This is a genomic window from Isoptericola sp. NPDC057653 (assembly GCF_042799955.1).
In the GTDB taxonomy this organism is placed as follows: Bacteria; Actinomycetota; Actinomycetes; order Actinomycetales; family Cellulomonadaceae; genus Isoptericola.
In genome coordinates, this window is the sequence record NZ_JBHVHP010000002.1 from 542,214 (window position 1) to 561,498 (window position 19,285).

The 19,285-nt window shown below is 76.3% G+C and carries 18 protein-coding genes and 1 riboswitch; of the genes, 1 reads left to right on the forward strand and 17 read right to left on the reverse strand.

From position 1 onward, the window contains the following. Nucleotides 1-8 precede the first annotated feature (8 nt). The 7 genes from ACFU9A_RS13725 to ACFU9A_RS13755 form a co-directional block, all read right to left on the reverse strand. Entirely contained in the window at nucleotides 9-398 is a 390-nt protein-coding gene (locus ACFU9A_RS13725; RefSeq protein ID WP_430575840.1) for a rhodanese-like domain-containing protein, read from the reverse strand. Between the two features lie 33 nt (nucleotides 399-431). Beyond that, nucleotides 432-1,616 carry an LLM class flavin-dependent oxidoreductase gene (locus tag ACFU9A_RS13730; protein ID WP_430575841.1) on the reverse strand — a complete coding sequence of 395 codons (1,185 nt, stop codon included), beginning with the start codon at nucleotides 1,614-1,616 and terminating at the stop codon, nucleotides 432-434. Between the two features lie 84 nt (nucleotides 1,617-1,700). Then, on the reverse strand, nucleotides 1,701-2,735 hold the full coding sequence (locus tag ACFU9A_RS13735) for an ABC transporter substrate-binding protein (protein ID WP_430575842.1): 1,035 nt from the start codon (nucleotides 2,733-2,735) through the stop codon (nucleotides 1,701-1,703). 72 nt (nucleotides 2,736-2,807) lie between these two features. Continuing rightward, the gene (locus ACFU9A_RS13740) at nucleotides 2,808-3,671 is read right to left on the reverse strand and encodes an amino acid ABC transporter ATP-binding protein (RefSeq protein WP_430575843.1); all 864 of its coding nucleotides are present in this window, start codon (nucleotides 3,669-3,671) and stop codon (nucleotides 2,808-2,810) included. Then, entirely contained in the window at nucleotides 3,668-4,717 is a 1,050-nt protein-coding gene (locus tag ACFU9A_RS13745) for an amino acid ABC transporter permease (RefSeq protein ID WP_430575844.1), read from the reverse strand. Before ACFU9A_RS13745 ends, ACFU9A_RS13740 begins: the two co-directional genes overlap by 4 nt. Then, nucleotides 4,714-5,658 (reverse strand): DUF1684 domain-containing protein, encoded by a 945-nt coding sequence (locus tag ACFU9A_RS13750; protein ID WP_430575845.1) that lies wholly within the window; start codon nucleotides 5,656-5,658, stop codon nucleotides 4,714-4,716. Before ACFU9A_RS13750 ends, ACFU9A_RS13745 begins: the two co-directional genes overlap by 4 nt. An 85-nt stretch (nucleotides 5,659-5,743) precedes the next feature. Continuing rightward, nucleotides 5,744-6,967 carry an LLM class flavin-dependent oxidoreductase gene (locus ACFU9A_RS13755; RefSeq protein WP_430575846.1) on the reverse strand — a complete coding sequence of 408 codons (1,224 nt, stop codon included), beginning with the start codon at nucleotides 6,965-6,967 and terminating at the stop codon, nucleotides 5,744-5,746. A gap of 372 nt (nucleotides 6,968-7,339) precedes the next feature. Further along, nucleotides 7,340-7,453: riboswitch (SAM riboswitch) on the reverse strand. Nucleotides 7,454-7,633: 180 nt separating this feature from the next. On the opposite strand from ACFU9A_RS13755, the gene ACFU9A_RS13760 reads away from it, so the two are divergent. Continuing rightward, complete coding sequence (locus ACFU9A_RS13760; RefSeq protein ID WP_430575847.1) at nucleotides 7,634-8,428, forward strand: GTP pyrophosphokinase family protein; 795 nt, start codon at nucleotides 7,634-7,636, stop codon at nucleotides 8,426-8,428. Between the two features lie 27 nt (nucleotides 8,429-8,455). Here ACFU9A_RS13760 and ACFU9A_RS13765 read toward each other — a convergent pair whose 3' ends face one another. The 10 genes from ACFU9A_RS13765 to ACFU9A_RS13810 all read right to left on the reverse strand — a co-directional run bounded on the left by ACFU9A_RS13765 (nucleotide 8,456) and on the right by ACFU9A_RS13810 (nucleotide 19,246). Beyond that, on the reverse strand, nucleotides 8,456-9,100 hold the full coding sequence (locus ACFU9A_RS13765) for a YrhK family protein (protein ID WP_430575848.1): 645 nt from the start codon (nucleotides 9,098-9,100) through the stop codon (nucleotides 8,456-8,458). A gap of 125 nt (nucleotides 9,101-9,225) precedes the next feature. Further along, a complete protein-coding gene (locus tag ACFU9A_RS13770) occupies nucleotides 9,226-10,401 on the reverse strand; it encodes an XdhC family protein (protein ID WP_430575849.1) in 1,176 nt (391 codons plus the stop codon). Continuing rightward, nucleotides 10,401-11,411 (reverse strand): glucose-6-phosphate dehydrogenase (coenzyme-F420), encoded by a 1,011-nt coding sequence (fgd, locus tag ACFU9A_RS13775; RefSeq protein ID WP_430575850.1) that lies wholly within the window; start codon nucleotides 11,409-11,411, stop codon nucleotides 10,401-10,403. The genes ACFU9A_RS13770 and fgd overlap by 1 nt, the downstream gene beginning before the upstream one ends. Nucleotides 11,412-11,447: 36 nt before the next feature. Further along, nucleotides 11,448-12,419 carry an NAD(P)-dependent oxidoreductase gene (locus ACFU9A_RS13780; RefSeq protein WP_430575851.1) on the reverse strand — a complete coding sequence of 324 codons (972 nt, stop codon included), beginning with the start codon at nucleotides 12,417-12,419 and terminating at the stop codon, nucleotides 11,448-11,450. Continuing rightward, on the reverse strand, nucleotides 12,416-13,621 hold the full coding sequence (locus tag ACFU9A_RS13785; RefSeq protein WP_430575852.1) for an enolase C-terminal domain-like protein: 1,206 nt from the start codon (nucleotides 13,619-13,621) through the stop codon (nucleotides 12,416-12,418). Before ACFU9A_RS13785 ends, ACFU9A_RS13780 begins: the two co-directional genes overlap by 4 nt. Beyond that, complete coding sequence (locus ACFU9A_RS13790) at nucleotides 13,618-14,853, reverse strand: MFS transporter (RefSeq protein WP_430575853.1); 1,236 nt, start codon at nucleotides 14,851-14,853, stop codon at nucleotides 13,618-13,620. Before ACFU9A_RS13790 ends, ACFU9A_RS13785 begins: the two co-directional genes overlap by 4 nt. Further along, nucleotides 14,850-16,112: an amidohydrolase family protein gene (locus ACFU9A_RS13795; RefSeq protein WP_430575854.1), complete on the reverse strand. Its 1,263-nt coding sequence runs from the start codon at nucleotides 16,110-16,112 to the stop codon at nucleotides 14,850-14,852. Before ACFU9A_RS13795 ends, ACFU9A_RS13790 begins: the two co-directional genes overlap by 4 nt. Beyond that, complete coding sequence (locus ACFU9A_RS13800; RefSeq protein WP_430575855.1) at nucleotides 16,113-16,940, reverse strand: carbohydrate ABC transporter permease; 828 nt, start codon at nucleotides 16,938-16,940, stop codon at nucleotides 16,113-16,115. Then, nucleotides 16,937-17,887 (reverse strand): carbohydrate ABC transporter permease, encoded by a 951-nt coding sequence (locus ACFU9A_RS13805; protein WP_430575856.1) that lies wholly within the window; start codon nucleotides 17,885-17,887, stop codon nucleotides 16,937-16,939. Before ACFU9A_RS13805 ends, ACFU9A_RS13800 begins: the two co-directional genes overlap by 4 nt. A gap of 63 nt (nucleotides 17,888-17,950) precedes the next feature. Beyond that, nucleotides 17,951-19,246, reverse strand: a complete 1,296-nt coding sequence (locus ACFU9A_RS13810) for an ABC transporter substrate-binding protein (RefSeq protein ID WP_430575857.1) — start codon at nucleotides 19,244-19,246, stop codon at nucleotides 17,951-17,953. Nucleotides 19,247-19,285 lie beyond the last annotated feature (39 nt).

A 19,285-nucleotide genomic window follows, 5' to 3' on the forward strand; every position in this document is an offset into this window, starting at 1 on the left:
CGGGTGGGTCAGCTGTCGGCGCCGGGCGGCGCGGTCGCCGGGAGCCCGGCGGCCTTCCAGGCGGGGAAGCCGCCGTCGACGTGGGTCACGTCGGTGTAGCCACGGGCGGCGAGCGCCGCGGCGACGGGGCCGGAGCCGTTGATCGAGCCGCACACCACGACGACCGGCGTGTCGAGCGAGATCGCGGGGGCGCCGGCGGGGCCGAAGAGCGCGTCGAGGTCGTCCCGGTCCGCCAGGGTGGCGCCCGGGATGTCGCCGGTGGCGGCGCGCCCGCCTGCCGAGCGGACGTCGATCAGCAGGGCGCCGCGCTCGACCCGCGCGCCGGCCTCGCCGGCGGGCTGCGGCGCGGGCGTGCCCGAGGTCGTGGTCGGTCCGGTCGTGCCAGGGGTGGTGGTCATGTCGCTCCTTGGGAGGTCCGTGGGTCGGGCGGGTCAGAGGGACGAGGCGAGGGCGGGCAGGCGCGCCGGGTCGCCCCCGGCCGTGCCCCACGCCTGGGCCAGCAGCGCGAACGACCGGCGCCGGTCGGCGGGGTCGTGGGTGGCGGTGGTGACGAGCAGCTCGTCGGCCCCGGTCACGCGGGCCAGGGTCCCGAGCCGCTCGACGACGGTCGCGGGGTCGCCGACGACGCGGGTGTCGACGCGGTCGGCGACCACGGCGCGCTCGTCCTCGGGGCGCTCCGCCCAGGGCGTGGCGTCGGCGGGCCGCGGGTAGGCGATCGCACCGTCCGTGCCGCGGCGGATGGACAGCACCCAGTCGGCGAACGGCGCGGCGAGCTCGCGGGCGCGCTCGGTGGTCTCGGCGACGAGGACGTCGGCGGACACGACGACGTACGGGGCGGCGAGCACGCCCGGGCGGAACGCCGCGCGGTACGCGGCCACCGTCTCGAGGGTGTTGGACGGGCTGACGTGGTAGTTCGCGGCCAGCGGCAGGCCGAGCTCCCCCGCGACGCGGGCGCTCTCGCCGCCGGACGACGCGAGCACCCACAGGTCGAAGGCGGCGTCCTGCACCGGCGGCGAGACGTAGCGCCGGCCCGCCTCGTCGGCGTAGGTCCCCGACCGCAGCCCGAGGACGAGCTCGACCTCGGTGCGGAAGCTCGAGGGCGTGCGCGACGCGCCCACCACGGCCGCCTGCGCGAGCGCACGCTCGCGGAGCGCGGAGTCCCCGCCCGTCGGCGGGGCCGGGGGCACGTACAGCCCGTCGACGACGCGCGCGCCGCCCGCCGAGGACGCGGCCGGGGCGGGGCGGGGGGCGCCGCCGCCCTGGGGCGGCGTGAACGCGCGCCCCAGGCCGAGGTCCACGCGGCCCGGGTGCAGGGCGGCGATCGTGCCGAACTGCTCGGCCGCGACGAGCGGGCTGGTCGTGCTCAGGAGCACGGCGCCCGAGCCCACCCGGATCCGCTCGGTGCGCGCCGCGACCGCCCCCGCGAGCACGGCCGGGGACGCGGAGCCGACGCCGGGCGACAGGTGGTGCTCGGCGTACCAGACCCGGCGGTAGCCCAGCCGGTCGAGGTCGACGGCCAGGTCGACGGCGTCGCGCACGGCCTGGGCACCCGTGCCGCCGGCGGGCACGAGGGCGAGGTCGAGGACGGACAGGGGCACCCGGGCGGGGTCGGTCATGGCGGTCTCCTGGGAGTGCGGGCGCCGCGGGGCGGCGCGGGGCGGCGCGAGGTCGGGGGCGGGTGGCCGGTCGGTGCCGGGCCGTCACTCGGTCTTCGGCAGGCCCGGCGGGTTGGTCTCGGGCTTCTCGACCGCCTCGGTCTCCAGGCCCCAGCGCTCCAGCACCTGCGCGTAGGTGCCGTCGTCGAAGGCGTGCTGGAGCGCGGCGGTGACGGCCGGGGCGAGGTCCTCGCCCTTCTTGGTCGCGACGGCGATCTGGGCGGTGTCGGGCCAGCCGCCGTTGAGGGTCCCGACCACGGCGAGCTCGTCGGGCGCGATCTTGGCCTGGTACGCGAGGGACGCGTTGGGGCCGACGTAGACGTCGAGGCGGCCGGACTTAAGGGCGAGGAGGACGTCGGACAGCTGCTCGTAGTACTCCGGCTGGCCGCCGGCGATCGGCTCCAGCCCGGCCGCGACGTTCTGGTCGTTCCACTCGAGGAGGATCTTCTCCTGGTTGGTGCCGGAGCCGACGCCCACCCGCAGGCCGGCGATGTCCTGGCGCTCGGCGATCGACGTGACGTCGGAGCCGGCCTTCGTGAGCCAGCCGAGCTCGTCGTTGCGGTAGGAGGAGAAGTCGATCGTCTCCTTGCGCTCCTCCGTCACGGTGACGTTGGAGATGACGGCGTCCACGTCGCCCGACTGCAGCGCGAGGGGCCAGTCGGCCCACGCCTTGACCTCCAGGCGCAGGTCCTTGCCGAGGCCGTCGGCCACGAGCTGGGCGATGTCGGTCTCGTTGCCGATCGGGGTCTTGTCGTCGTCGGCGAAGAAGCCGAGCGGCGGCGCGGCCCCGGCGCTCACCGCGACGACGAGCTCGTCCTGGGCGGCGACGTCGGCGGGCAGCAGGGCGACGGCCTCGGCCGACTCGGTGGAGCGGATGCGGTCCTGGTCGGGGCTGGTGCTCACCTCGAGGCCGGCCGCGGACGCGCCCTCGGAGCTGGTGCCCGCGGGGGCGTCGGCGCCGTCGGCGGTGCCCGCGGCCTCGGGGGCCGAGGTGCTCACGCTGCTGCAGGCCGCCAGGGCGAGCAGGGGCACGGTGGCGAGGGCGGCGAGCAGCCGGGTGCGGCGGGTCGGTGCGGTCACGGGGATCTCCTGGGTCGGGGGTCGAGAGGGCGGTGGCGGTGGTCGAGGGTGGGGCGAGGGAGGACGGGGCGGTCAGAGGACCTTGTCGAGGAAGGCGCGGGTGCGGTCGTGGCGCGGGTGGTCGAGCACCTGGCCGGGCGGCCCCTGCTCGACCACGACGCCGTCGTCCATGAAGACGACCGCGTCGGCGACCTCCCGGGCGAAGCCGATCTCGTGGGTGACGACGACGAGGGTGGCGCCGGTGCTCGCGACGTCCTTGACGACCGCGAGCACCTCGCCCACGAGCTCGGGGTCGAGGGCGGACGTGGGCTCGTCGAAGAGCAGCACGCGCGGGCGCAGCGCGAGGGCGCGGGCGATCGCGACCCGCTGCTGCTGCCCGCCGGAGAGCTGGCGCGGGCGCGCGCCGGCCTTGTCCGCGAGGCCGACCCGCGCGAGGAGCTCCCGCGCCTCGGGCTCGACCTCGGAGCGCGGCCGGCCCTGCGCGGACAGCGGCGCCTCGACGACGTTCTCCAGGACGGTCAGGTGCGGGAAGAGGTTGAACCCCTGGAAGACGAACCCGATCCGGGTGCGCTGCCCGAGGATGTCCCGCTCCTTGAGCTCCTGCAGCACGTCGCCCCGCCGCCCGCGCCGGCGGCGGTAGCCGACGAGGTCGCCGTCCACGGTGACGAACCCGGCGTCGACCTTCTCGAGGTGGTTGATGGCGCGCAGCAGGGTCGACTTGCCGGAGCCGGACGGCCCGAGGACGACGGTGACGGTGCCGGGCTCGAACGTGAGGTCCACGCCGCGCAGCACCTCGAGGGTGCCGAAGCTCTTGCGCAGGCCGTGCACCTCGACGCGGCCTGCGGCGGCGCTCCCGGTGTCCGCAGCGGCGGCGGTCGTGGCGGCGGCGGTCGTGGCGGCGGTGGTCGTGGCGGCGGTGGCGGCGGTGGCGGTCATGCCGGGCCTCCCGAGGTGCGGGCGGTGCGGGTGAGGACGCCGACGCGCGCACGGGCGGCGAAGGCGGGCGGGACGTGGGCGGGCACGGGCCGCCCCGTGAGGCGGGCCCGGGTGACGGCCGCCGTCCAGCGCACGCGCTGCAGGGGCGTGGGCGGCAGGGTGCGCACGGCGCCCTTCGCGTAGTGCCGCTCCACGTAGTACTGCACGACCGTGATGAGCGTGGTCAGCACGAGGTACCAGACGGCCGCGACGATGAGCAGGGGCACGACCTTGCCGTTGCGGCCGTAGATGACGGACGCGATGTAGAACAGCTCCCCGTACGCGAGCACGTACACGATCGAGGTGCCCTTGAGCAGGCCGATGACCTCGTTGACCGCCGTCGGCACGATGGAGCGCATCGCCTGCGGCAGCACGATGCGGGTCACCTGGCGCCGGCGCGGGATGCCGAGGGACGCGGCCGCCTCCTGCTGCCCCTGGTCGACGCTGAGGATCCCTGCCCGCACGATCTCGGCGGAGTAGGCCGCCTGGGAGAGCCCGAGGCCGAGGATCGCGGCACCGAACTTGTCGATGAGGCCGAGGGTGTCGAACCAGAGGAACCCGGGCCCGAACGGGACGCCGAGGCTCAGGTGCGGGTAGAGGTAGGCGAGGTTGTACCAGAGCAGCAGCTGGAGCAGCAGCGGCACCGACCGGAACACCCAGGTGTAGGCCCACGCGACGCTCACCAGCAGGGGCGACCGGGACAGCCGCATGAGGGCCAGCACGGTGCCGAGCGCGAAGCCCACGACCGACGCCGCTGCGGTGAGCCGGATCGTCGCCCAGGCGCCGGAGAGGATCGACGGCCAGGTGAGGTACTGCGCGACGACGCCCCACTCCCACCGGTCGTTGGTGAGCAGCGAGCTGACGACCATGGCGAGCAGCAGGGCCACGCCGGCCGTCGCGGCCCACCGGCCGGGGTGGCGGGCCGGGACGATCGGCAGCCGGTCGTAGGGGGACGCGGCCGGCGCCGCGACGACGTCGCGGGGCGGAGGCGCGGTGACGGCGGTCATCGGGGCGCCCTCTCCCCCGCCGTGACGGCGAACGGCACGTGGTTGCCGGGCGGCGGGGCGGGGCACGTGCCGTGGTCGCTGAACGCGTACGGCAGGTTGACGGCGGCGTTGAGGTCGAGGCGCGCGGTGCCCGACGCGCCGGGCGCGAGGCCCTCCGGGAGGGTCGGCCGCGCCACGCGCCACGGCGCGACGCCGTCGGCCTCGTCGCTGAACAGGAGCGTCGGCGCGCCGCCGGGGGTGCCCGTGAGGACGAGGGTCACCGTGCGGTCGCCGCGGGTCAGGTCCACCTCGCCGACCGCGTCCAGGTGGTGCACGAGGCCGGGCCGGGCGGCGCCCACGACGACGTCGCGCGGCGCGGCGTACCGCCGCACGGGGACCGTCAGGTCCCACGTCGGGTCGTGCTCGAAGACGGGCACGCCGGCGAAGTCGAGCCGGGCCCGGGCGTGCGGGTCGCGCAGCCGGACCGCGAGCCGCCCGGTGCGGCGCACCAGCTCGACGGCGACCTCGGACGTCTCGCCGGAGCGCTCGTCGAGGGCCTCGTCGCGGGTGGGGTCGTGGGCCACCGCCCCGGCGCCGGGCCCGACCGGCTCGCGCCCGTCGGGCCGGAAGGTGCCCAGGACCGTGCTGCCGCCCTCGGGCACGTCGCCGTCGAACGACCCGTCGCGCACGGCGGACCCGCGCAGCAGGGGGCCGGCACCCTCCCCGGGGCGCAGGTGCGCTCCCGCGTCGTCGGCCAGCCACAGGCCGGGCAGGCCCGGCAGCGACTCGGGCCGGGCGGGCAGCCAGTGGAACGCGGTGAGGCTCAGCCAGCCGTGCGGGGCGGCGAGCTCCCGCTCGCGGTCGGCGCGCCGGCGCGCCCGCGGTCCGGCCTCAGGCTCGGTGCCGGGGTCTGTGCTCGGGTCGGTGCCGCGCGGCGGGCGCGCGCTGTCGGTGACGGTCATCGGAGACCTCCGGTCGCGAGGGGACGGTGGGTGCGGGCGCTGTCGGGGCGGCCGCACGGCGCGGGCCGGCGGCGCGGGCGCGGGGTCATGCGCGGACCAGCCGTGCGTCGGCCGTCCGGGACGCCCGGGGCCGGGCCACGGGGCGCGCCGCGACGGCCTCGCGGGCTGCGGGGGCCGCGGGGGCCGCGGGGGCACGGCCCGCGTCGCCCAGCCCCAGCGCCTCGCGCAGCGTGCGGGGCGCGGGGGCGGCGGGCGGGAGCACCCCGTCGCGCACGAGGCGTGGGACCACCCCGTCGACGAGGGCGTCCAGGTCCGGCCCCAGCGACGAGGGGCGCAGCAGGAAGCCGTCGGAGGCCCCCGACTCGCGCCAGTCGACGATCGTCTCCGCGAGGTCGTCCGGCGTGCCCGCCACGACGAGCAGGCCGCCGGAGATCTCGGGTCCCTCGAGCGCCTCCACGAGCTCGAGGCGGGCCTGGGCGCTCGCCCGGTCGTCGGCGAGCACCACGTACGCCTCCGTGAGCACGACCAGGGAGTCGGGGTCGCGGCCCGCGGCGGCCGCGGCGTCGCGCAGCCGCGTCCGCAGGTGGATCGCGCGGGCCGGCGCGGTGGCCGCCACCCGCGCCACGTCGGCCGAGCGGGCGGCGAGCTCGAGCGCCGCCTCGGAGCGCACGGCGACGACGACCGGAGGGCGGCCCTGACGGGGGTGGTCGTCCGCGGCCCGCGGACGCACGGCGAACCGGACGCCGTCGTGGTCCACGCGGAAGCGGCCGTCGGCGTCGACGGCCACCGCGCCGTCGCCCCGCGCCGGCCCGTCCCAGTGCCCTGCCACCCGGGCCGCGACGGTCCCGGCCCGGGCGGCCCAGGCCTCGTCCTGCACGACGGCGCCCGTGGGCAGGCCTGGCTGCCAGCCGGCGCGGCCGCCGCTCGCCTGGTCGACCCGGGCGATCGCCCGGGCGACGTGCGCGGGGTCGACGTCGGCCGTGTCCACCGTGGCGACCAGCCCGGTGCGCGTCGTGTGCGGCGCGACCCGGGCGGCGGCGACCGCGGCATCGAGGCGGCCCGCCACCTGTCGGCGGCCGGGGTGCAGCAGGAACCCTTCGTCGAGGGTGACGAGGTCGAGGCGGCCCGCGTCGGCGCGGCGGACGAGCTGCACGAAGCGCTCGCCGTCGAACGACCGGGGCTGCACGATGCCGCGCGCCCGGTGGGCGCCGGGGCGCGCGCCGGCGGCCGTGAGGTCGACGCCGAGCACGAGGGGCCGGGCGGCGGGGGCGGTGGGCGCGGGGGACGAGGAGGACTGCGGGTACGACACGTCGGCTCCGATCGGGGCACGGCGAGCGCGCGCACGGCGCCGTCGGGTCGTGGACCCGCGGTGGGCGCGGCTGCCGGAGGGCAGGGAAGGACGTCCGCCGGCGAGGGGCGGAGGGACGCCGGCTGCGGCCGGTCCCGGCGGAGGCCGGGTCGGGGACGGTCCGCCGCGGTGCGCGGCGGAGGGTCAGGCCGCGGTCAGCGGCGTCGACACCACGCGGTGGTGGTGGCGCCCGGCGTGCACGGCCGGCTCGACGTGCTCGGGACGGCGTACGACGGGGCGCTCGCGGAGGCCTGGTCGTTCCGGGACGACAGGGGACGCACGGTGGTCGCGTCGCGGTTCATGCTCGTCCTCTCCTGGTGCCCGCCGAGGCGGGACTGCGTGTTGCCCGACCGCCGGCGGCGGCGGGCCTGGTCCTCACCCGGGGCACCCACCCGCGCAGGGGGTTGCCGTCCGACGAGCCGGGGCTTCGCGTCGGAGCTCATGACCGTCCCGGGACCTGCGCCGCACCCCCGCGAGGGGCCGCGGTCGCCTGACCCGGTGCGCAGGAAAGTAGGTGCCGGACCCCGGGCTGTCAACGGTCCGCGGGGTCCGTCTCGCATACCGAACAGATCCGACCGGTTTTATCGGATTTCGGGTCCTCGCGCGAACCCGTCTACCGTGGACGTCGTGAGCCAGAACGCCGAGCACCTCCCCGGGCACGGACCCGGGCACCTCTCCCCCGACGCCGCCGAGATCCGCGCGCTGGTGGACGAGCTGCGGAGGCTGGTGCTCACCTACAAGTTCGGGATCGACGAGGTCATGACCAAGATCTCGATCCTGCGCGACGAGTTCCGGCACATGCAGAACTACAACCCCGTGGAGCACGTGAGCTCGCGCCTCAAGTCGCTCGAGTCGATCGTGGCCAAGTGCCGGCGCAAGGGCATCCCGCTCACGCCCGAGGGAGTCCGCGGGCAGATGTTCGACGTCGCCGGCGTGCGCGTCACCTGCAGCTTCGTGTCCGACATCTACAAGGTGCGGGACATGATCGTCGGGCAGACCGACCTCACCGTCCTGGAGGAGCGCGACTACATCGCCCACCCCAAGTCCAACGGGTACAAGTCGCTGCACCTCATCGTGCAGGTGCCGGTCTACCTGTCCGACCGGGTCGAGGACGTCGTCGTCGAGATCCAGCTGCGCACCATCGCGATGGACTTCTGGGCGAGCCTCGAGCACAAGATCTACTACAAGTACGAGCGCGACGTGCCCCGCCACCTCACCGACTCGCTCAAGCTCGCCGCCGACGTCGCCGCGTCCCTCGACAGCTCCATGGAGCGCATCCACGAGGAGGTCAAGGCCATCGCCGGCGAGGCGGACCCCGTCGAGCACCGCGACGACCAGCTGACCCCCGAGGAGCTGTTCCACAACTTCTGGGGCGCCGCCCGGGCCGAGGGCATCGCGATGCGCTCGTCCCGCGACGACTGAGCCGGCGCAGGGCGCCGAACGACCCGGTCAGGACGCCGCCTCGACCGCCCGCCGCGACAGGAGCGCCGCGACGAGGAAGCAGGCCGCGCCCACCAGCGTCCCCGCCGTCGACCACCACGGGCTGAGGTCGGCGTCCGTGCCCGGCGCCACGTAGGCGCCCACCGCGGAGGCGGCGAAGGCGACCGAGCCCGCCATGTTCAGCCAGGTGCCGTGCCAGGTCCGGGCGTCCGTGTCCCACAGCCGCCCCCGGTCGGACGTCGCGACCAGGGCCATCGCGCTCGACACGAGGAACGCGGCCGAGCCGTACGCGTCCGGCCGCCACCCCGCGCCGACGTCGCCCGGGTCGACCACGGCCGCGGTCAGCGCCACGGTGGTGCTGACGTTGAACAGCAGCGTCCCGAGCAGCTGCACCGCGGCCGACCACCAGTCCCACCGGTCGGCGGCGACCGCCCCGGGCCCGGGCGGGCGGCGGCCGCTCAGCGCGAGCTGCACCACCGCCGCCGCGGTGAACAGCACCGACCCCACGACGAACGTGATCCCCGTGCCGACGGGCCCCGCCCACGCGGCGTACGCGGGCAGCGCGCCCACCAGGAAGCAGACCGACCCCGCCGCGAACCCCCACGCCTCCCGGCGCAGGCGGCGCTCGCGGGTGCCCTGCGTGCTGGTCGCCATCGCGCACCACCCCACGTCGCGGCCGGCTCTCGCCGGGCTCCTCCCGGCGTCGTGAGCGTACGTCCGCGCCGCGGGGCTCGCGGGGCGGGACCGGCGAGGGTCCGGACGAGGGGCGGTGCGGCGGTTCAGGGCCGCCGGCGGTACCCGCGGTGCGGCACCTCGTCGGGGCGCCGGTCGTGGTGCAGCGGCCCGGCCGTCACCGTGAGCGGCGCGCCGGTGCCGCGGGCGCGGACCGCGACCACCTCGGCCAGGACGGACAGCGCGGTCTCGCGGGGGCTGCGCCCGCCGAGGTCGAGGCCGACGGGAGAGCGCAGCCGGGCCAGCGCCTCCGGGGGCACGCCCCGGTCCCGCAGGCGGTCGAGCCGGTCGGCGTGGGTGCGGCGCGACCCCATCGCGCCGACGAACGCGAGGTCGGCGGCGAGCGCGACCTCGAGCAGCGGCTCGTCGAACTTCGGGTCGTGCGTGAGGACGAGGACGGCGGTGCGCCCGTCCACCCGTCCGGCCGCGAGCTCGGCGGCCAGGTAGCGGTCCGGCCGCTCGACGACGATCTCGTGCGCGTCGGGGAACCGCTCGCGGGTGGCGAACGCGGGGCGGGCGTCGCACAGCGTGACCCGGAAGCCGAGGAAGCCCGCCAGGGAGGCGACGGCGGCCGCGAAGTCCGTGACGCCCGCGACGATCATCCGCGGCGGGGGCGCGGCGACGTCGACCAGCACGCGCAGGCCCACGCCCTGACGGCTGCCGTCGGAGCCGTACGTGAGCTCTCCGGTGCGCCCGGCGGCGACGAGCGCGGCGGCGTCGTGCGCGAGGGCGGCGTCGAGCCGCGCCGACCCCGTCCCCCCGGCGACCAGCCCGGCGGGGCCCACGGCGACGGACGCCCCGGGCACGGCGCCGTCGTGCGCGACCACGGTCGCGAGCGCGGCCGGCGCCCCGTCCGCGACGCGGCGCGCGAACTCCCGCAGCACCTCCGGGTCGTCCACCCGCTGCACGAGGATCTCGACGGTGCCGCCGCAGGTCAGGCCGACCGACCCCGCGACGTCGTCGCTCACCCCGTAGCGCACGAGCTGGGGCACGCCGTCGCCCAGCACCTCGAGGGCGCGGGCGTGGACGTCGGCCTCGACGCACCCGCCCGTGAGCGACCCGACGGCGGTCCCGTCGGCGCGCACCAGCATGCGCGCGCCCGGGCCACGGGGGGCGGAGCTCCACGTCGCCACGACCGTCGCGAGCGCGAACGGCGCCGCGGTCGACCCGGTGCGCGACCCGGTGCGCGACCCGGCGAGGACGGCGTCGAGGACGGGGTCCATCAGGCCTCCCGCTGCTCCCTGGCCCGCAGCCGCGGCAGGATCTCCTCGGCGTAGCGCTCGAGGAGGGCCGCCTGGTCGGCGCGCGGGTCGTGGAAGACGAGGTGGGTGAAGCCCATCTCGACGTACGACCAGATGCGCTCGACGTGCTCGTCCGGGTCGTCGGACACGATCCACCGGCTCGCGGTGCGCTCGACGGGCAGCGCGTCGGCCAGCCGCTCCATCTCGACGGGGTCCTCCACCCCGACCTTCTCCTGCGGGGTGAGCGCCAGCGCGCCCCACGCCCGGGTGGCCTGCCGTGCCCGGTCGAGGTCCGGGTCGTAGGAGACCTTCATCTCGATCATGAGGTCGAGGTCGGCCAGGGTGCGGCCGCCCTTCGCGGCGCCCTCGGCGAGGGCTGGCAGGAGCGTGTCGGCGTACAGCTCGCGGCCCTTGCCGCTGGTGCAGATGAAGCCGTCGCCGACGCGGCCCGCCAGGCGGGTGGCGGACGGCCCGGACGCCGCGACGTAGAGCGGCACGGGGGTGTCCGGGCGGTCGTAGATCGTCGCGTCGCGGGCGCTGTAGTACGTCCCGTCGATCGTCACGCGCTCGCCGGCCCACAGCGCCTGGATCAGGGAGATCGCCTCCCGGAACCGGGCGTACCGCTCCTTGCCGTCGGGCCAGGGCAGCCCGAGCGGCGCCTCGTTCAAGGACTCCCCCGAACCGACGCCCAGAATGACGCGGCCGGGCGCCAGGCAGCCGAGCGTGGCGAACGCCTGTGCCACCACGCCGGGGTGGTAGCGCAGGGTGGGGGTGAGCACGCTCGTCCCGAGCCGCACCCGGGAGGTGCTCGCCGCCGCGGCGCCGAGCCACGGGAGCGCGGCGGGCGCGTGCCCGCCGGTGTGCCGCCAGGGCTGGAGGTGGTCGCTGACGAAGACGGAGTCGAACCCGGCCTCCTCGGCCAGGACGGTGTAGGCGAGCAGGTCGCGCGGCGAGAACTGCTCCGCCGACGCCTTGTACCCGAGCTGCAGCATGGTGTCCTTCCTGAGACGTGTGGTGCGCGGGCCCCGTCAGGCCGGCGCCGATCGGTGGGGTCGCGGGGCGGGGGCGGCCGGGTCCGCGAGCGCCGCGCGGACGGCCTCCCCCACCAGGGCCCGCACGCGGTGCCGGGCCTGCACGGTGCCGGCGGCGACGTGCGGCGAGAGATAGGCGTTCGAGAGCCCGAGCAGCGGGCTCGACGGCGACAGCGGCTCGGCGGCGAACACGTCGAGCGCGGCGGCGGCCGGGCGCCCGGCGTGGAGCGCGACCGCGAGGGCCGCCTCGTCGACGAGCTCACCCCGGGCGGCGTTCACCAGCACGCTGCCCGGCCGCATGGACGCCAGCCGCGTCGCGTCGAGCAGGTGGCGCGTGGCAGCGGTCAGCGGGGCGTGCAGGGTGACGACGTCGGACCGTGCGAGCAGCGTGCCGAGATCCGTCTGCGTACCACCCGCGGCGGCGACGTCGGCGGTGTCGTGCCCCGTGGTCACGACCACCTGTGCGCCGAACCCGCGCAGCCGGCGGTGCACGGCCCGGCCGACCGCCCCGTAGCCGACGATCCCGACGGTCAGGGCACCGAGCTCCCGGCCCAGCGGGCGCGCGTGCCAGCCGCGGGTGCGCAGGTCCCGGTCGGCGCCGACGCCGTCGCGCAGCAGCAGGAGCATGGCCATCAGCGCCCAGTCGGCCACCGCGTCCGCGTTGTACCCGGGCGCGTTGACCACGCGGATCCCGCGGGCGCGGGCGGCGTCGAGGTCGACGACGCCGTCCAGCCCGACGGCGGGGTGCACGACGAGGCGGCACCGCACCATGCCCTCGAGGGCGGCGGCGTCGAGCGGGACCCTGCGCGCGGCGTCGCCGACCACCACGTCGGCGCGTCCGAGCACGGCCGGCAGGTCGGGCACGCCCGCACCGCCCGGGGTCAGGACCACCTCCACGTCCGCGCCGGCGACCCAGCCCTCGACGAGGTCGCGGGGGTAGTCCGACAGGCACACCAGGACGGCGCTCACGCGGCTCCGCCGCGCCCGAGCAGCCGCGACTCCACGACCTTCGCGGGGTCCAGCGCCATGCCGAGCCCGGGGGCCGTCGGCGCGGGGACCGCACCGTCGGCCGGGACGATCTCCTCGGCGAGGAAGTGCTGGTACATCGGCATGAGCCGTGTGAGGTACTCCATCTGCGGGACCAGCGCCGGGGACGCCGCGAACGTCAGGGCCGCGTTGCACTGGAGCGACTGCCCGTGCGGCACGAGCTGCGCCCCGGCCGCGCTGACGAGCGCCATGATCTTGGTCAGCTCGGAGATCCCGCCGACCCAGTGCGGGTCGGGCTGGTACAGGTCGAGCACGTCCGCGGCGAGCAGCTCCCGGTAGCCCCACCGGGTGTACTCGTGCTCCCCGCCCGCGACCCGCGCGCCGTCGGGCAGTCGGCGCCGCAGCGCGCGGTAGCCCTCGGCCTGGTCGGCCAGCAGCGGCTCCTCGATCCACGCGACGCCCAGGTCCCGGGTGGCGCGCGCGACGTCGAGCGTGAAGGGCACGTCCCACCCGCTCCACGCGTCGAGCATGATCGCGACGCCGGGCCCGGCCGCGTCGCGCACGGTGCCGACCAGCTCGACCACCCGGTCCACGCCCGCGGCGCCGTCCTCGGGCCCCCAGCGCGGGAACCACTTCAGCCCTCGGAAGCCGCGCGCCACGAGCTCGCGGGTGCGGGCCGCGACGGCGGCCGGCTCCAGGCTGTCCCCGAGCGTCGAGGCGTACGCCGGGACCGCGGCCCGCGTGGGCCCGCCGAGCAGCACGTGGGCCGGGACACCGAGGTGCTGCGCCCGCAGGTCCCACAGCGCGCAGTCGACGGCGGACAGCGCCGTCATCCCGGCGCCCGCGCGGCCGTGGATCGCCGAGCGGTAGAGCACGTCCCACAGCCGTTCGGTCGCCAGCGGGTCCGCCCCCAGCAGCAGCGGGCGCAACACGGTGGTCACGATGAAGGCCTGCTCCCTCGAGAGCTGCGCCGTGCTGCCCCGCAGGCCCGTGTCCGTGTCGACGTGCAGGAACACCGAGCGCACCTCGGCCACGCCGGGCGCGACCTCGGGGAACGCCTGCGGCCCCTGCGCGCGCAGCTCCGGGTAGACGTCGGTGGGTCGGCGCAGCCGGTCCGCGAAGATCGGTTCCGGGGCCTCGACGTGGCCCACGTACTCCACGCACGTGACGTCGGTGATCCTCATGCGGCCCCCTCCGGGTCGGCGGTGCGGTCGGCGGTGCGGTCGGTCGTCTGCTCGGCGAGGCCGTCGGCCCCGGCCCTGGCGGGCTGGCGACGTGCCGTGAGGGCGGCGGCCGCCCCCACGAGGGCCACGCCGGCGGCGCCGGCCACCAGGGCACCACCGCCGCCCCAGGCGGTGCCGCCCACGAAGCCCAGCATCGCCGAGCCCGCTCCGGTGCCGGCGTCGAACGCCGCGTTCCAGACGGCGCTCGCGGCGGGCGCGTCGCGGTCGGGGACGGCACGGTAGCTGAGGTCCAGGGTCACGGTCTGCAGGCCGCCGTAGGCGACGCCGAACAGCGCGGCCCCGGCGACGAGCACCCCCGCCGGCCCGGCGAGGCCCGCCGCCACCACGACGAGGCCCCCGACCCCGCACCCCACCAGCCCGGGCAGCACCACGCGGGGCCCGACCCTGTCGAGCACGGGACCCACCCGCCACCGGGCCACCATGCCCACCGCCCCGAACGCGAGCAGGGCCGCGGCCGCGACCGAGCCGTCGGGGCGCTGCAGCGGCAGGAGCGTGACCAGCCCGCCCCCCGCCGCCGTGGTCACCAGGAGGAGGCCCGCGGGCAGCGCGAGGGTCCGCAGGACGCGCGAGATCGCGGTCGAGCCGGAGGCGCCGACGACCTCGGCGGGCACACCCGGGGCCACGACCAGCGCGACCACCGGCAGCGCGCCGAGCACGGCGACCGCCGCGAACGAGCCGCCGAGCGTGAGCGCGGCGCCGCCCGAGATCCCGACCATCATCGGCACGGCCGCGGACAGCCCGAAGAGGCCGATCGCCTCGCCCCGTCGCTCGGGCGGCGCGGCGCGCGGGATCGCGAGCGCCGCGACCACCGTGACGACGGCGAAGCCGACCCCCCGCACCGCGGAGAGCGCGTAGAACGCCCCCAGGTCGTGGGCGAGCAGGTACAGCGGCGTCGGGAGGCCGAGCAGCAGCGAGCCCGCCACGAGCAGCGTCCGCAGGCTCCACCGGCGCAGCAGGCCGGCGGTCAGCAGCTGGGTGACCACGGTGGCCGCGAGCATCACGCCGGTGATGGTGCCGACCACCCCCTCGGGGTGCCCGAGCTGCCTCGCCCAGGCGGGCAGCGCCGCCAGGGTGACCGAGAAGCTGGTGAGGCCGGCGAAGCTCAGCACGAAGACGGCCCGGATCTCCCGGACCCTCCACAGGGAGCCGGTGCGCGGCGCGACGGCGCTCATCGCACGGGCTCCGCGCCGAGGCCGCGCAGGCGGTCCTCGAGGGGCCCCTGCCGCTCGACGCCCGTACGGGAGACGAGCCGACCCGCCCGCCACACGATCCGGTCGGCGGGCCCGAGCGCGAGGGCGTCCTCGAGGGAGCCCGCCCGCACGGCCACCAGGTCTGCCCGCGCCCCGGGCTGCGGGCCGGCCGCCGGCAGGCCGAGGACGGCCCGGGCGTCGGGACCGACCAGGTCCCAGGCGACCCGCGGCGGCTGCTGCCCGGCGGTCACGGCGAGCGACGCCGTCTCGAGCGGGTCCAGCCGCCCGGTGGGGTTGAACGGGTCGCGCACGTTGTCGCCCCCGGCGGCGACGCGGACGCCGGCGGCCCGGAGCGCGTCGAGCGCCGTGAGCCCGCGGGGCCTGGGCACGGCCGCGCGGCCCTGGAGGTAGAGGTTCGTGGCCGGCAGGGCGACCACCCGGACGCCCGCCGCCGCCACCTCGGCGGCGACCTCGGCCGCCGTGTCGGCGTCCTGCTGGCCGAGCGACACGCAGTGGCTCGCAGTGACCGGTACGCCGGCCCCGGCGGCGAGGCGCGCGAGGTGGCGCAGCGTGAGCACGGCCGGGTCGGTGGTCTCGTCGACATGGAGGTCGACCGGGACACCGCGCTCGACGGCGACGGCCACGCACTCCTCCATCGCGGCCACCGGGTCCGCCTCGATGGACGGGTTGCCGCCCACGACGTCGGCCCCGGCGTCGAGCGCGTCGGTCAGCCTCGTCCGGTGGGTGCGCCACGTCTCGCCCGGTCCGGGCCCGCCGACGTGCGCGACGACCTGGAGGTCCACGACGTCGGCCAGCTCGTCGCGCAGCCGCGCGAGGGCGCGCACGGCCCGCACCCCGAGGAGCCGCCCGCAGCCCACGTGGGTGCGCACCGCCGTCGCGCCGTGCGCCACCAGGTGCCCCAGGGCCCGTGCGGCGCGGCGGCGCACGTCCTCCTCGTCCATGTCCGCGAGCACCGCCCCGTAGCGCTCCATGGCGCCGCGCAGGGTGCCGTCCGGGGTCGCGTCCCGGTCCGCGGTGAACGCCTTGTCGAGGTGGGTGTGCGGCTCGGCGAACGCCCCGCACAGCAGGTAGCCGGTCAGGTCGGTGACCGGCAGGCCGGCGTCGCCGGGCCGGGGCGCGCCGCCGGCCGGCTCGACCGCGGTCACGAGCCCGCCGTCGAGCCGGACGTCCACGACCTCGCCGCCAGCCAGGCGCGCGCCACGCAGGAGCTGGACGGTCATTCAGCCCTTCACCCCGCCCCCGGCGATCTGCGTGACGTACCGCTGCAGGTACCCGAACACGAGGAGCACCGGGATCATGACGAGCACGCCCGCGGCGAGTAGCCGCCCCCAGTCGGTCGTGAACTCGCCGATGAGGGAGTTCAGGCCCACCGACAGCGTGCGCTTGGCGTCGGTGTCGATGAACGTGTTGGCGTACAGGAACTCCTCCCAGACCTGGATGATCGTGAACACCGCGGCGGCCATGACCCCCGGCAACGCCGGCGGCAGCACGACCCGCCACAGGGCGCGGAACCGGGTGCAGCCGTCGATGAGCGCGGCCTCCTCCGTCTCGACCGGCACCGCGAGGAAGTAGTTGCGCATGAGCCAGATGCAGAACGGGAGCGCGAACGAGACGTAGACGACCACCAGGCCGGTGAGCGAGTCGAGCAGCCCGAGGGTCTTCACCGTGACGAAGAGCGGGGTCGCGAGCATGACGGCGGGGAACATCTGCGCCGCCACGACGATGAGCAGCATCCCCCGGTTGCCCACGAAGGTGAACCGCGCGAAGCCGTAGCCGGCGAGGATCGCGAGCAGCAGGGCGACCGTCGTGGTCGCGGCCGCCACCACCACGGAGTTGCGGAAGTAGGTCACGAAGTTCGTGTCGAGCAGGCTGGCGTAGTTGCCGAGGAACAGGGCCGACGGCAGCAGCCGCTTGTCGACGCCGTTGAGCTCGGCCGGCGTCTTGAACGACGACACGAGCATCCACAGGAACGGCAGCACGGTGCCGAGCACGAGGACCGTGGCGACCACGTGCGCGCCGAGGGAGGCCCGGGTGCGGGAGCGCCTCATCGCCGGTCCCCCTTGCGACCCTCGACGACGTAGAAGTACGTGACGGCGAGGACCATCATGATCGCGAAGATGACGACCGAGATGGCCGACGCCTTGCCGAAGTCGAACTCCATGAAGGCCGTCCTGTAGGCGTAGGTGGTGAGGATCTCGGTGGCGCCGACGGGGCCGCCGCGCGTGAACATCCAGATCCCGTTGAAGTTGTTGATCGCGCCCGAGATCGTCGTGAGGGTCACGAGCGCGAGGGACGCGCGGATGCCGGGGATCGTCACGTGGAGGAACCGCTGCCACGCGCTGGCCCCGTCGACCATGGCCGCCTCGTACTGCTCGCCGGGGATCTGCTGCATGCCCGCGAGGAGGATCACCGCGGTGAACGGCGTCCACTTCCACGCGCTGATCAGCACCAGCACCGGCAGGGCCCACGTGGGGTCGGCGAGCCAGATCGGCGGGGTCTCCAGCAGGCCGCTGCTGCGCAGCAGGCCGTTGATCGGTCCGGAGACGGGGTCCAGCAGGAAGCGCCAGATGAGCGCGACGAGCACCGTCGGCACAACCCACGGGACGATCAGCGTGGTGCGGATCGCGCCGCGCGCGACGAGGCGCTTGTTCAGCGTGGTCGCGATGACCAGGCCGAGCCCGACCTGCACGACGAGCGCCGACCCGGCCCACAGGAGCGTGCGCGCGGTGACCGTCCAGAACGTGGCGCTCGTGAACAGGTCGGTGTAGTTCGCCAGCCCGGCGAACGTGTCCTGTCCCGGCCGCGTCAGGTTGGCGTGCAGGAAGCTCGTGCCGATGGCGTTGAACACCGGGTAGCCCACGATGAGCGCCAGCGCGACGAAGGCGGGCGCGATGTACGCGACCGGCTCCAGTCGCCGGGCGAGGCGCCGTCGGGGGCGCCGGGCAGCGCCGGCGGCGGGTGCCGTCTCGGGGCGGGTGGAGATGATGGTTGACATGGTCGTCCCTGGCTCGTGTCCTGCGGCGGGCCGCCGCGGTGGCGGCCCGCCGGTCGGTCCGGACTAGCTGGAGAGCTTCGCGTCCGCCGCCTCGGCGGCGGCGGTGAGAGCGGCGGCGGGCTCCTTCTGGCCCTGGATGACGGAGTCCCACGCGTCCGCCATGACGCCCCACTCGATGTCGCCCCAGCTCGGCAGCGCCGGGCGGGCGCGCGTGACGGCGATCTGGTCGATGAAGACCTTCCGCACCGGGTCCTCGGCGGCCCAGTCCGACTCGACGACGTCGAGCCGCGCGGGGATGTTGCCGGTCTTCTGGATGTACGGCATCTGGCCGGCGTCGGTGACCCACCGGACGAAGTCCCAGGCGACGTCGGCGTTGGCGCTGTTCGCCCCCACGCCGACCGCGGTCCCGCCGAGGACGGTCGCCTGCGAGCCCTTGCCGGGCAGGGGTGCGGCGCCCCAGTCGAGGTCGGGGTTGCCGTCCGTGACCGGCCCGGTGCCCCACGGCCCGATCGCCATCATGGCGACCCGCCCCTGGACGAACGGCGCCACGTACTGGTCCCACGACGAGTTCGCCGCGACGAACTCCTGCGGCGCCACCTTGTCCTTGAGCGCCAGGTTCGCGTAGAACTCCCAGGCCTCCATGCCCGGGCCGTCGGCGAAGGTGGCCTTGGTCAGGTCGTCGCTGAGGATCTCGCCGCCGTTCTGCCACAGCCACGGCCAGAACAGGAACGACCCGAACCCCGAGGCGCCCAGCATGTAGCCGTACTGGTCGCCGCCGGTGAGCTCGACCGCCGCGGAGCGCAGGTCGTCCCACGTGGACGGGACCTCGATCCCGGCCTTCGAGAGCATGCCCTTGTTGTAGTAGAGCGCCACGTTGTTGGTCGTGTACGGCAGGCCGTACTGCTTGCCGTCGTAGCCCGCGCCCGCGAGCAGCTCCGTGCCGAACGCGTCGGCGACCTCGGCGCTCTGGGAGGTGACGTCGGCCAGCACCTGGGCCGCCGCGAGCTGTGGCACCGAGGAGACGTCGACGATCGCGACGTCCGGGCCGGAGCCGCCGCTGCTCGTGGTGGTCAGCTTGGGCACCAGGTCCTCCGTCGGGATGCCCTGGATGTTGATCGTGACGCCGTTCGCCTTGCCGAAGGCCTCGGCGGCCTGGTGCAGGGGCGAGCCGGTGTCGCCGGCCGTCGCGGCGTTGGCCCACAGCTCGAGGGTGCCGCCCCCGCCGCCGGACGAGCCGCCGGTCGGCGCCGCGCCGCCGCCGGTGCCCGTGCCGCACGCGGACAGGACGAACCCCGCCGAGAGCCCGCCGGTGAGGGCGAGCATCTGACGCCGGGTGAGGGAGGGAGTACGTGCAGCCATGTCGGTTCCTTGTCTCTTCATCGAGGTCTCTGCATCGAG

Excerpts from the sequence above, each read along its gene's own strand:
- ACFU9A_RS13725 (WP_430575840.1), bottom strand. The coding sequence starts at position 398 with ATGACCACCACCCCTGGCACGACCGGACCGACCACGACCTCGGGCACG.
- ACFU9A_RS13730 (WP_430575841.1), bottom strand. The coding sequence starts at position 1,616 with ATGACCGACCCCGCCCGGGTGCCCCTGTCCGTCCTCGACCTCGCCCTC.
- ACFU9A_RS13740 (WP_430575843.1), bottom strand. The coding sequence starts at position 3,671 with ATGACCGCCACCGCCGCCACCGCCGCCACGACCACCGCCGCCACGACC.
- ACFU9A_RS13745 (WP_430575844.1), bottom strand. The coding sequence starts at position 4,717 with ATGACCGCCGTCACCGCGCCTCCGCCCCGCGACGTCGTCGCGGCGCCG.
- ACFU9A_RS13750 (WP_430575845.1), bottom strand. The coding sequence starts at position 5,658 with ATGACCGTCACCGACAGCGCGCGCCCGCCGCGCGGCACCGACCCGAGC.
- ACFU9A_RS13765 (WP_430575848.1), bottom strand. The coding sequence starts at position 9,100 with ATGGCGACCAGCACGCAGGGCACCCGCGAGCGCCGCCTGCGCCGGGAG.
- ACFU9A_RS13770 (WP_430575849.1), bottom strand. The coding sequence starts at position 10,401 with ATGGACCCCGTCCTCGACGCCGTCCTCGCCGGGTCGCGCACCGGGTCG.
- fgd (WP_430575850.1), bottom strand. The coding sequence starts at position 11,411 with ATGCTGCAGCTCGGGTACAAGGCGTCGGCGGAGCAGTTCTCGCCGCGC.
- ACFU9A_RS13785 (WP_430575852.1), bottom strand. The coding sequence starts at position 13,621 with ATGAGGATCACCGACGTCACGTGCGTGGAGTACGTGGGCCACGTCGAG.
- ACFU9A_RS13790 (WP_430575853.1), bottom strand. The coding sequence starts at position 14,853 with ATGAGCGCCGTCGCGCCGCGCACCGGCTCCCTGTGGAGGGTCCGGGAG.
- ACFU9A_RS13795 (WP_430575854.1), bottom strand. The coding sequence starts at position 16,112 with ATGACCGTCCAGCTCCTGCGTGGCGCGCGCCTGGCTGGCGGCGAGGTC.
- ACFU9A_RS13800 (WP_430575855.1), bottom strand. The coding sequence starts at position 16,940 with ATGAGGCGCTCCCGCACCCGGGCCTCCCTCGGCGCGCACGTGGTCGCC.
- ACFU9A_RS13805 (WP_430575856.1), bottom strand. The coding sequence starts at position 17,887 with ATGTCAACCATCATCTCCACCCGCCCCGAGACGGCACCCGCCGCCGGC.
- ACFU9A_RS13810 (WP_430575857.1), bottom strand. The coding sequence starts at position 19,246 with ATGGCTGCACGTACTCCCTCCCTCACCCGGCGTCAGATGCTCGCCCTC.